We start from the raw sequence: 11,887 nt of genomic DNA, 5'->3' as shown, positions 1-11,887 counted from the left end.
GCCCCCCATCCGCCCGATGCGGTGAGGGCAGCGATCACGGTGGCGGCGTATCATGCCGCCACCATGTCCTCCCACGCTTCGCCATCACGCCTGCATCTGGCGTTCCAGGGCCTGCGGCTGCGCCTGCGCGGCAGCGACCTGTGGTTCATCGCCCTCGCCCTGGTGGTCGGGCTGCTCGCCGGCGGCCTGACCCTGCTGCAATCGGGCATCGCGCGCTGGCTGCAGGCCGCGCTGTACGGCCTGGATGAAGGCATCCGCCTGAGCTCCCTGCCCTCGCTGCCGTGGACCGCCCTGCTGGTGCTGCCGCTGGGCGGCCTGCTGGTCGGCCTGGTCGCGCTGGCCGCCACCCGCCTCAAGCGCCCCCTGCTCGATGCGGTGGAAGCCAACGCCCTGCACGGCGGCCGCATGTCGATGCGCGACAACCTGATCGTGCTGACCCAGACCCTGATCTCCAACGGCTGCGGCGCCTCGGTGGGCCTGGAGGCGTCGTACACGCAGATGGGCGCTGGCAGCGGCTCGCAGCTGGGCCGGGTGATGCGCCTGCGCCGCAACGACGTGCGCATCCTGGTCGGTGCCGGCTCAGCCGGGGCCATCGCCGCCGCCTTCGGCGCACCGCTGGCCGGTGCCTTCTATGCCTTCGAGATCGTCATCGGCGCCTACACTCCGGCCGCGCTGGCCCCGGTGGCCGTGGCCGCGCTGGCCGGCGCGTTCGTCGCCGACCAGGCCGGCATCGACGCCTACCTGCTGCCGGCCGCGTCCACCATCAACGTGCGCGCCGCCGACTACGCCATCTACGGCCTGCTCGGCTGCTGCTGCGCGATGGTCGGCATCCTGGTGATGCGCCTGATCGCCTCGATCGAGGGCACGGTCAAGCGCAGCCCGCTGCCGCTGTGGGGCCGGCCGGTGCTCGGCGGCCTGCTGCTGATTCCGCTGGCGATGGCCAGCCCGCAGGTGCTGTCCTCCGGCCATGGTGCCCTGCACCTGGACCTGACCACCCACCTGCCGCTGATCTGGATCGGCGCCCTGCTGACCCTCAAGTGCCTGGCCTCCGGCATCTCGCTGGGTTTCGGCTTCCGTGGCGGCCTGTTCTTCGCCTCGCTGTTCATGGGCACGCTGGTGGGTGCACTGTTTGCCGGCCTGCTGGCGATGGCCACCGGTGTGCCGGTGATCGATGCCACCTCGGCCGCGCTGGCCGGCATGGCCGCCCTGGCCGCCGCCGTGGTCGGCGCGCCGATGACCATGGCCATGCTGGTGCTGGAAGGCACCCACGACTTCCTGTTGACCAGCGTGGTGATGAGCGCGGTGCTGGTGTCCAGCACCCTGGTGCGGCAGTGGTTCGGCTATTCGTTCTCGACCTGGCGCATGCACCTGCGCGGCGAGACCATCAAGAGCGCACGCGACGTGGGCTGGGTGCAGAACCTCAGTGCCGGGCGGATGATGCGCAAGGGCGTGGCCACCGCACCGGCCGACCTCGACACGGCCTCGTTCCGCCAGCGCTTCCCGCTGGGCTCCGGCGGCCGCGTGATCCTGGTGGACAGCGAGGGACACTACGCCGGCATCGTGCAGATCCCGCGCATGTACGGCGACGGCGTGAAGCCGGATGCGGTGGTGGGCGACTACGCTGAGAACCGTGACGTCGCGCTGGCTGCCAACGCCAACGTGGTGGCGGTGATGCAGCGCTTCGACCAGACCCAGGCCGACGAACTGGCGGTGGTGGCCAGCGATGGCCAGGTGCTGGGCGTGGTCTCCGAAGCCTTCGTGCGCAAGCGCTACGCCGAAGAGCTGGACAAGCGCCAGCGCGAACTGATGGGCGAGCGCGTCGAGGACAGCGACTGACCTTCATCCACGCATGGCGTGGATGGCAGAAGCCGCGACCGCTACAGGGCTTCGCCGGCGTCGGCCAGGCGTGATTCGATCAATGCATACCACTGCTGCAGCGTGTCGATCAGCATGTCCAACTCTGCGTCGGCACGTTGCGCGCGCCCGCTGCGCAGGCAGGCCTGGGCGTCCTGCAGCTGGGTGAGGAACCCGGCCACGGTGTCGGCCTGCAGGATCAGGCCCGGCAGGCGCCGGCCGGGAATGCGCACCACCGAATGATTGCCGAGCTGGCCATACACGCTGACTGTGGTTTCCGTCTTCATGGACAAGGGCAGGAATTGGGCATTCATCGCGTGCACCATGGAAAAACCTGGCCCGCCGGCGGACGGAGATGACGGGGGAGACGCATCCACGCCAGCCGGCGGATCAGGGGGGAAACACGGGCGCCGGCAGGGCCGGCGAGGCGCTCAGTCGAGCCGGGCGGTACCGGCGATCTGCACGCGCCGGTTCGGCGCCAGGCACGCGATCAGCTCGCGCTGGTTCTGCTGCGTGCACTGCACGAGGGGGTCGGCGGCGCCGCGTCCTTCCGCGCTGATGGTCTGTGCAGGTACCCCGCCCTGCACCAGCGCCACCCGCACCGACTCGGCACGTCGCTGCGACAGCCGCTGGTTGTAGTCGGCGCCGCCGATACGATCGGTGTAGCCGACCACCTGGATCGACTGCACCTGGCTGGCTTCACGCACCTGTGCAAGTACGCCCTGCACTGCCGACTGGCCGGCCTGGCTGAGTACGTCGCTGTCGAAGCCGAACAGCGCATCGGCCGAAAGGCGCAGCGGCTGGGCCGGCAACGGTGCCGGCGCCGCGGCCACCGGCGGCGGCGCGGGTGGATCCAGCACGGCCGCACAGGCCTGCGGCTTCCAGTGCCCGGCTTGGGCGATACCCTTCCCGTCGAACTGCACCTGGAACTGGCAGGTGAAGTACTCCGCGCCCTGGGCGGTGCGGAAGTTGAACAGGTAATTCCAGCGGCGCACGCCCCACATGCCTTCGTTGAAATGCGGCGTGCCGAGCAGCGTGTACAGCTGGCGCTTGCTCATGCCGGGGGCGAAACGGCGCAGGTCGGCCACGTCGGGATAGGTGCCTTCCTTCAGCGAAGCCTTGCTGGCTTCCGGGAAGCTGACCAGCGTGTCGGCGGCCGGTGCGTCGCCGGCGGGTGCAGTGCTGCGGCACCCGGCCAACAGCACGGCGGCCAGGAGCAGGACGAGCGACGCGGCGAACGGGCCGGGGCGCGAAGTGAGTTGGAACGTCATTGGGATTCCCCCTGTCGATGTGGTGGGCGCGGCCGGGCTGACGGGCAGCCCGGCCCGGGCACTTACCACTGGATGCCGGCGCCGACGGCTACGCCGGCTTCGCCGCGGGTGTTGGTGGAACCGCTGAACTTGTAGATCCAGCGGCCGCCTTCGGAGACACCGGAAATGCCCAGGGCCATGCCGGATTCGCCGTTGTAGCTGCCCGCCGCGAACGAGGCCATGCTGCGGCCCGCTTCACTGGGCTGCGGCAGCGCTGCGGTGGCCATCGCCGAGGCAATGCCGGCCGAGGCGCGGTTGTCGGTCTTGCGCAGTTCGCGCTCGAAGCCGCCCATGCGCTCGTCGGTGTAGGCCTTGGACCAGTCCAGGGTCTGCGACATGCCGGCGCGCAGCTGGTCGACGTTGACCGCGTCGGTGCCCGCCGTACCGGCCGCAACGTTGCGCACCGTGGTCGGCCCGCTGGTGCTGCTGCCGAGGGTGACGCTGTTGTAGTTGGTATCGCCGTTGGTGGTGGTGTCATAGCGCAGCGTGCCCTGCTGCGAGGCCTGCAGCTGGCGCACGTTGACTGCGTCTGTGGCCTGGGTACCGTCAGCCACGTTGACCACCTGGCGCTCGGCACCGGCGGCGCCCACCGACACGGTGTTGGCACGGTCGGCGACGGAGCCGGCGCCCAGTGCCACCGAGTTGTCGGCCTGCGCCTGCGCGCCGTTGCCCAGTGCGGTGGAGTTGGCCCCGGCGGCGGTGGAACCGGCACCACCGGCGGCGGAGTTGGCACCGGTCGCGGCCGGGTCGGCCAGGTTGTTGCTGTTGTTGGCGCGGAAGCTGCCGGCCACGTTGGTGATGTTCTGGATCTTCTGGTCAGTGTAGGCCTTGGACTGGTCGATGGCGTAGTTCACGCCGTTGTTCAGCTGGCCCACGTTGGTTGCATCGTGGTCATCGGAGCCGTCGGCCACGTTGGTGATCTTGCGCTCGGCCCCGCTGCTGCCCACCGACACTTCACCGGCCGAGTTGCTGCCACCGGCCTCGCCGTAGGCACCGGTGTAGCCGGTCTGTGCGCCGACGCTGGCGACCGAACCGCTGCCCAAGGCCACGCTGTTGTCGGCGCTGGCGCTGGCGCCGTTGCCGACCGCCACGCTCGAAGCACCGGCCGCGCTGGCCTGCGGGCCGACCGCCACGGCTTCATCGCCGGTCGCGGTGGCGGCGGCCGCCGCCGAGTTGACCGCCAGGTAGGGACTGGCGCTGCCGTTGAGGATGCGCTGGTTGAGGGTGCGCAGCGAACCATCGACCGCCGAGAACGCGGCAGTGACGTTGCTGTAGTCGTTGAGCGAGATGCTGCCGTCAGTGGCGATGCTGGAAATGCTGAAGGACGGGGCGGTCCATTGCGAGGTCGTGCCGTCGTAGGTGGTACTGCCGCCGAAGTAGTTGGCGATGGTGGCATGGGTGGCGAACAGCTGGTCGCCGGTGATGGCATCGCTGCTGCCCGCCTGGATGCTGCCGGCCGCCACGTTGGTCAGCCGCACCGCTGCGCCGCCGGTACCGCTGAGGGTGACCGAATCCATCATGTCGCCGTTTGCATCCACATCGTATTTCACTGCGCGCATGTCCAATTCGTCGGTCTGGTCGACCACGTTGGCCAGCGAGTTGCTCACCGCATCGAAGGCACTGCCCACGTCGTTGTAGCTGCCCTGGCTAATGGTGCCGTTGGCGGCCACGTTGTTGATGTTGTAGGTGGGCGCGGTGACCACGCCGTTGGCATCGACCGCTGCGCCGCCGCCCAGATGGGCGGCCACGGTCTGGTTGGCGGCGAACAGCTGCGCACCGTTGATGGCCTCGCTGCTGAGCGCACTGACCTCGCCCGGGCCCAGGTTGCGCAGGGTGGTGGCGGTACCGCCCTGGCCCAGCGTGGCGCTGGCGTAGTCCACGCTGCCATCGGCATTAAGGTCGTAGCGCAGGGCGCCCTCCTCCGATGCCTGCAGCTGGCCCAGGTTGACCGCATCGGTCGCCTCGGTAGCCGCGGCCACGTGGCTGATCTGCCGTTCCGCACCGGCGGCGCCGACGGAGACGGTGTTGTCACGGTCGGCCAGACTGCCTGCGCCCACAGCGATGCTGTTGGCGGCGGTGGCCTGCGCGTTGCTGCCCACGGCGATGGAATCGGCGCCGGTGGCCAGCGCTTCCACGCCGGTGGAATTCACCCGCAGGTACTTGGTGCCGCCGTTGCGGATGTCGTTGATCTGCGTGTTGAGGTTGACCAGCGAGCCATCGACCGCATCGAAGGCATCGGTGGCGTTCTCGTACGCGCCCTGCGCGATGGCGCCGTCATCGGAGATGGTGCTGATCTCGAACAGCGGCGCGGTGAAGGCGCCGGTGGCCGGATCGAAGGCGGTGCGGCCGCCGAAGAAGCGCGTGATCGCATCGTTGCTGGTGAACAGCTGGCTGCCGTTGACCGCTTCGGTGCTGCTGGCGCTGATCGCGCCCGCCGCCAGGTTGGACAGCGTGGTGGTGCCGGTGCCGTTGCCCAGGGTGACGCGGCGATAGTCGGCGTCGCCGGCTTCGTCGAGGTCGTAGGTGACGGCAACGTCGCCCAGCGCATCGATCTGGCTGATCGCGCCCCGCAGCTGCGCGACGTTGACCGCATCGGTGCTGGCACTACCAGCCGCCAGATTGGTGATCTGACGTTCGCCACCGTCGGCACTGCCCACCGACACTTCACCGGCGGATACCTGCGCAGCGGTCAGGCCGAAGGCGGTGTAGCTGGCCTGCGCGCCGCGCAGTGCGGCCGAGCGGTAGCCCAGGGCCACCGAGTTGGCCTGGTTGGAGGTGGCCTCGGCACCGAGCAGGGTCTGCCCGTTGGCGGTGCCCACGGCGCTGTCGCCGACGATCACCGAGTGGCCCATGCGCGCGGCGTAGTCGGCGGTGGGCACGCCGGTGGGATTGGTCGGATCGTTGGTGCCGTTGCCGGGGAAGGCAACGCTGGCATCGACCTTGGGCAGTTCGTGGCGCGCGTTGGCGCCGATCACCACTTCCCGCGAGCCATTGGCATAAGCGCCGTCACCCATCAGCACCTGGTAGTCCTGTGCCGGGTTGACCGCCCAGCAGGAGATGTTGGCCAGGCCGATGTCCAGGCACTTGGCCGCCCAGTCCGGCGCCTGGTCCGGCAGCAGCAGGCCGAGCAAGCCGCCCGGGTTGCCGTTGTTGATGTTGTAGATGTAGCTGTCCGACGTCACGCCACCGATCAGGGTGAGATGCGAGTTGCCGCCGGTGACCGCACCGCCCAGGCCATTCAGCGTGGTGCCGACCGGCGTGGCGTTGACCAGCGGAATGCCCAGCAGGTTGACCGTCGAATACGTCTGCATGACGTTGGCGGTGCTGACATTGAGGTTGCCGTTGGTCAGGTAGCCGGTGCCACCGAACAGGCTGGCGGTGGTCGGGCCGATCAATGCGCTGAGGCCACCGACCAGCCCACCGGTGCCGACGATGACACCGGCATTGCGGTCGACGGCCACGGGGGCCTTCGGGCTTTCCGTCGGGATCGGCGACGGCTGGGTCAGGCCGAGTCCGCCCAGGGTGTTGCCGAGCAGGCCACCCACCGCACCGCCGAGGTTGCCGACCGTGCCGTTGAGATCGCCGTTGACCAGGCTGCCGACTGCGCCGCCGACACCGTCCAGCGCACTGCCGACGCCGGTGAGCAGGCCGCCCAGGCCCAGCGAACTGGTCTGTGCGCCCACCACCGAGGTGCCGGCCAGCTTCAGGTTGCGGTCTGCGATGACGGCTTCGCCATCGGGGCCGAGCACGCGCACCTTGCCCGCGACGGAGCCATCGAGCCCGGCGGTCAGTGCACGATCCTCGGTCTCGCCCGGCAGCTCTTCCTTGGCCGGCAGCGTGACAGCCGCCGTCGCGCCGACCTGGCCCTGGCCTTGGATGGCCTGGCCGGCCAGCGCCAGCTTCGCATCGACCTGGCCATCCACCGCGGCCTTCAGGCCGGACAGCGAAGCGGTCTGCGTCGCCGCAACATTGGCGGCAATGTCAGCCTTGGTATCAGGACTGGCGACCTGCCTGCCGGCCACGCCCACCTGCGCCTTGGCGGCGGCGGTGGTGGCCAGGGCGAGCGGTGCCTGTGCCTGTGGCGCCAGCTGCGCACCGAGCGCGGCGTCGACGCGGGTGCTGCTGCCCAGCCCGACCGAAGCGCGCACATCGGCGGCCACGGCCGGTGCGGCCACCTGCTGCGGCGGGTTGCCCGCACCCAGCGACACCTTGACGGTGGCCGGCAGCACATCACCTACGACCGGCAGGCCGGTGGTGCTCAGCTGCAGGCCGATGCGTGCATCGGTACTGATGGCCGGGCTGGTCTGTGCCTGGCGCGCAGCGGCGGCGAGGGCCACTTCCGCATCCACCTTGACCGGCATGGTCTGGGTGTACTTGGCCGCCAGAGCCTGCAGGTCGCGCAGCGACTGGTTGGCTTCACTGGCGGCAGCGGTGCCGCTGGCAAGAACGCTCAGCAGCGCCAGGGCCAATGCACTGGGCACCAGCAGTTTCGATTGCGGATCGCGGAGCGTGGTCGCTCCACCATCGCCGGTGGCCAGTTCCGAGGCCACAACAAGAGCATTGAGCTGGCGGTTCCATACACGCCGGTAAATGCGGTTCATGAGCACTTCCCCCGTTGACGAACGACTTGAAATCCAGTGGGCATGCCGGTTGGCACGTGACTGATATTTCAGCGTCTTCAACGTGGGCGGGGCACTTCATTCCGGCAGGGCAATCGCGCATTCCGGCAAAGCCACGGGCGGATTCGGCAGGCGGATATGCAGATTCGGCAGCGCGCCTGTTTCAGGCCGGCTGGCCCATCTGTGCCGGCGAGCGCATCAACGTGTCGCGCGGCAGTTCGCCGAACACCTTGCGGTAGTTGTCGGCAAAGCGCGAGAGATCCCACAGGCCGCAACTGAGTGCAATGGCCTTGACCGAGCGGCGGCTGGAGTCGGCCATCGACAGGCTGCGGCATGCGGCGCACAGCCGAAGCATCGACAGGTAACGGTTGGGCGACACGCCGAACAGATCTTCGAACGCGTAGCGCAGGCCACGTTCGCTGACGCCGGCCGCATCACAGATTTCATTCATATAGATGTTGCGCCGCAGGTTGAGGCGCATGAAGTTCTCGGCGCGCTGCGCGATGAGGTAGTGCGTCCGCCGCGCGCGGGTGAAGCCGGGGCGATCGCCAGGCCCGGCCGCCAGCAGCGCCTGGATGTGTTCGTGCAGCAGCCGGTCGGTCTCTTCCGGCAGCAGTGCCGCACCCTGCCCCAGCTGCGCATGCAGCTGCAGGTAATGGTTGGCCAGCGCCTGGCTGTCGACGGGCAGCTGCACCAGGCTCAGGGCCTGGCCGGCCGGTGGCGTGCTGCGCAGGCTCAGCTCGGTGAGTTTGCGCTGCACCCGCGCTACGGGCAGCAGCATGACGGTGATCTGGGTGCCGGCGCTGAGCGTGAACTCACTGATGCCTTCGGGCAGCACCGTGAACGACATGCCTGCCACCATCGGCACGCCGTGGCACCAGCTCTGCAGTTCATCGGTGGCATGCACGAAGCCGAGCATCGCCCAGTCCGGCGGCAGCATGAAGCGCCCACGGCAATGGAAGCCGCAGGTGATGCTGCAGAACAGCGCTTCATCGTGCACACGCGAAGAAAAGGCAGCCTTGGGCCCGTTGCCGTCGAGCAGCAGCAGTTCCACATCGCAGACGCGAAGCACACCGCTCAGCGTCGCCAGGTCGATCGACCGGAGTTCGCCGTCGTCGAGCTGGCCGCCTTCGATATCGCCCACCCCACCTTCCATGACAGTGTCGTCCCCCCATGAGTCCGTATCCGCCGCCCCCACTGCCTGACAGGGCGCGCGCCGCAATCCATTCATCGTGCCGTAGCGAGCACTGCCTGCAATGCGGCCGGCTGCCTCGGGTACGTTTCGATTACGTTGGAGTATTGCGTGTAAATGAGCGTCCGTAAACAGTGATGCATTACGCAAACCATTAATGTTCAGCCTTTCGAAATGTATCCGCGAATGGCACGGAATTCGCATGCGGCAAGGCTTCCCAGAGATTTTCTCGATCTAAATGAACGGATTTGTCGGGTAACGTTTTTTCTTCACCTGAACGGCCGTTTTTCTTCACGCAAAAATGGCTTTCTGCCGAATTTGCATATTGATTTGGCTTGCGGCACCACGCCATTCGGGCAAGAGTCGATGCCATGGTGATCCGGCCACGCGGCATCGGCCTCAGCCAGGGGGAAACATGCAAATGCACGCCACCCGCACACAGCCGACCCGCGGCAGGACGCCGCGCGATGGCGCTCGTGTGCAGGCTGTTCCTGCGGACAGGGATCACGTTGATTGACCATGGCGGGACTGTCCCGCCATGTCCCCCTGCCAGGATGGCGGGGGTCCATGGATGGACCCGGCGGAGCCGGGCGCCCATTCAACCCGGGTAATACACGAAAATCTGACTGGTATAGGGAGACAACCGTCATGAACGCATCGATCCGCAAGTTCCTCAACGAAGAAGACGGCGTGACCGCGCTGGAATATGGCCTGCTGGCAGCGGTTATTGCCGGGCTCCTGATCGCCGTGGGCAAGGATCAGATCGCCGGTTTCTTCAAAACGCTGTTCGACAAGTTGGAAGCAACTGCAACGGAAGCCACCGGAGCTGCTTGAGCGACCGCTGCGCCATCGAGGATCGCGTAGGTGCAACCTCGATGGCGGCTTCTGTTTCACGCAATTGTCCATTGATGGACGCTGAGGGTGTGGGATGACGTTACTGGGGCTGTTGGCCATGGGTTTGAGCCTGCGCATCGCGATCAGCGATCTGTATGCCCGCCGTGTCCCCAATGCCTGGCTGGTCGGAGCGTGCGCGCTTGCCCTCCCGTTGATTGTCGCCGGTCAGTTTTCCGGCCCGCACCTGCCATGGTGGGGGCACCTGCTGGGCGCCGCGCTGGGGCTGGCATCGCTGCTGCCTTTCTACGCGCTCGGCTGGATGGGTGCCGGTGACGTCAAGTTCTTCGCCGTGCTGGGGTTGCTGCTGGGCTGGAACGCCCTGCTGCCGATCTGGATCGCCGCAAGCCTGGTGGCAGGCCTGCACGCGGTGCTGGTGATCAGCACACGACGGGTGATGCCCTGGGTATCGCCACGCCTGCAACTGCACTGCGCGCGATGGAGCGCGCACTGGCAGGCGCGCCCGGCCATCAAGGACATGCACCTCGCCCGCCAGGGACGCCGGGGCATCCCCTATGCCGCCTATCTCGCCTTCGCCGCCATCGGCTGGGTCGCGGCCTCGACCCTGGGAGTACCGCCATGAAGACGATCCGATCCCAACGCGGCGTCATCACCGTCGAGTACGCACTGATGATGATGCTCGGCTTCCTTCCGCTGCTGATGCTCACCTTTTCCGGCGTGATGATCATGGCCGCACAGCAGACGCTGGCGACCGCATCGGCCGAAGGCGCGCGTGCATCGCTGCGCTTCGGCAGCACCGCCGAACGTCGCGTCGCCGCATGCTCGGCCGCACGCCGCTCGATGCAATGGCTGCTGCGCTTCTCGGGCCAGGAGCCTGACTGCAGCGCGGCCAGCAGCAGCGGCGCCATCGTGGTCTCGCCGCCGGCGGCGTGCAGCGGCCTGGCCAGCGCGCAGTGCGTGACCGTCACGGTCAGCTACGACTATTCCAGCCACCCCTTCCTTCCCGGCACCGGCACGCTGTACGGCTGGGTGATGAAGGCCCCGATCCGCAGCGTTGCGGTCGCCCAGCTCGATCTCGGCAGCAACTGACGATCGGTTTCAGGAGATGGTTCCATGCTCAAGTTGACCCGCATCGCTGCTGTCGCACTGATCGCCCTGGCCGCGCTGCTTGCGGTGGTGGCGTTCATGGTGGGGCGGAAGCCCGCCACCACGGCGACCGCGCCCATAGCGGCTTCGACCACCGACGCACGCACCATCACCGTGGTGGAAGCAGTGGCACGACTGCCGGCCGGCGAACCGATCCGCGCCGATGGCGTACGCCTGGCGCAACGCACCAGCGCCGAACCGGGCGCGTCGTCCGACCTGGCCTCGGTACTCGGCAAGGTGCCGGTGCAGGACATCGCCGAGGGCACCACGGTCAGCCGCGGGCTGCTGGCGCAGGGCTTTTCGCTGCAGCTTCGCCCCGGCGAGCGAGCGTTGGCGGTGCCGGTCGATGAGCTGGTGGGTGCGGGCAACCGCATCCTGCCGGGCGATTTCGTCGATGTCTTCCTCAACCTGCGCAGCGCCAACAACAGCGCGAACGGCCAGCCGGAGCCGGCGCAGACGCGCCTGCTGCTGTCCCGCCTGCGCGTGCTCAGCTATGGGCAGCAGGACATCGCCGTGGACACGGCCCAGGCGGGCACTGAAAACAGCGGCAGCGCGCAGGGCGACGACCCGCGTGCCGCCGACATCACCGGCAGCGCCAGCACGGGCAGCCGCAGCGACACCGCCCAGCCTGCACGCAGCGCGGTGCTGGCGGTGCCGGTGGACGAAGCCAACCGCCTGCTGCTCGGTGCACAGCAGGGCAAGCTGTTCCTGGCACTGCGCAACCCGGCCGATGCCGGCCTGCCCGACATTGCCCTGTTCCCGCAGGCACGCGGCGTGCTGGATCCGCTGCGCGGCCTCGACAGCGAACAACAGGAAGCGCTGCAGCGCCCCGAGAACAGCGCCTACGCCGGCATCGACGGCGATGGCCTGGCCGGCGGCGCAGCCCGACCGCGGCCGGTGGCCGAGGCGACGCC

10 protein-coding genes are annotated in these 11,887 nt (G+C 68.4%); 5 read left to right on the top strand and 5 right to left on the bottom strand.

All coding sequences use genetic code 11. The features are described from left to right. The first annotated feature begins 63 nt into the window (after positions 1–63). Positions 64–1,836 (top strand): chloride channel protein, encoded by a 1,773-nt coding sequence (locus DCO49_RS11260; protein ID WP_243402719.1) that lies wholly within the window; start codon positions 64–66, stop codon positions 1,834–1,836. Positions 1,837–1,877: 41 nt separating this feature from the next. On the opposite strand, the gene DCO49_RS11255 is transcribed toward DCO49_RS11260, so the two are convergent. The 5 genes from DCO49_RS11255 to DCO49_RS20175 form a co-directional block, all read right to left on the bottom strand. Further along, positions 1,878–2,180, bottom strand: a complete 303-nt coding sequence (locus DCO49_RS11255; protein ID WP_116864111.1) for a hypothetical protein — start codon at positions 2,178–2,180, stop codon at positions 1,878–1,880. A 105-nt stretch (positions 2,181–2,285) separates the two neighbouring features. Continuing rightward, positions 2,286–3,125, bottom strand: a complete 840-nt coding sequence (locus tag DCO49_RS11250) for an OmpA family protein (protein ID WP_116864110.1) — start codon at positions 3,123–3,125, stop codon at positions 2,286–2,288. Between the two features lie 62 nt (positions 3,126–3,187). Next, positions 3,188–7,765 (bottom strand): YadA-like family protein, encoded by a 4,578-nt coding sequence (locus DCO49_RS11245; protein WP_116864109.1) that lies wholly within the window; start codon positions 7,763–7,765, stop codon positions 3,188–3,190. Between the two features lie 181 nt (positions 7,766–7,946). Further along, the gene (locus DCO49_RS11240) at positions 7,947–8,939 is read right to left on the bottom strand and encodes an AraC family transcriptional regulator (protein ID WP_116864108.1); all 993 of its coding nucleotides are present in this window, start codon (positions 8,937–8,939) and stop codon (positions 7,947–7,949) included. A gap of 190 nt (positions 8,940–9,129) precedes the next feature. Next, positions 9,130–9,483: a hypothetical protein gene (locus tag DCO49_RS20175; RefSeq protein ID WP_133249423.1), complete on the bottom strand. Its 354-nt coding sequence runs from the start codon at positions 9,481–9,483 to the stop codon at positions 9,130–9,132. A 140-nt stretch (positions 9,484–9,623) separates the two neighbouring features. On the opposite strand from DCO49_RS20175, the gene DCO49_RS11235 reads away from it, so the two are divergent. The 4 genes from DCO49_RS11235 to cpaB all read left to right on the top strand — a co-directional run. Then, positions 9,624–9,809, top strand: a complete 186-nt coding sequence (locus DCO49_RS11235; protein WP_116864107.1) for a Flp family type IVb pilin — start codon at positions 9,624–9,626, stop codon at positions 9,807–9,809. 94 nt (positions 9,810–9,903) lie between these two features. Continuing rightward, a complete protein-coding gene (locus DCO49_RS11230) occupies positions 9,904–10,449 on the top strand; it encodes a prepilin peptidase (protein WP_116864106.1) in 546 nt (181 codons plus the stop codon). Next, positions 10,446–10,916: a TadE/TadG family type IV pilus assembly protein gene (locus DCO49_RS11225; protein ID WP_116864105.1), complete on the top strand. Its 471-nt coding sequence runs from the start codon at positions 10,446–10,448 to the stop codon at positions 10,914–10,916. Before DCO49_RS11230 ends, DCO49_RS11225 begins: the two co-directional genes overlap by 4 nt. A 24-nt stretch (positions 10,917–10,940) precedes the next feature. Continuing rightward, on the top strand, positions 10,941–11,887 hold a 947-nt coding region (gene cpaB / locus DCO49_RS11220; protein WP_116864104.1), incomplete at its 3' end, for a Flp pilus assembly protein CpaB.

It is taken from the genome of Stenotrophomonas sp. SPM, from assembly GCF_003105135.1.
Lineage (GTDB): Bacteria > Pseudomonadota > Gammaproteobacteria > Xanthomonadales > Xanthomonadaceae > Stenotrophomonas.
This window is presented reverse-complemented; position numbering and strand designations above follow the sequence as displayed.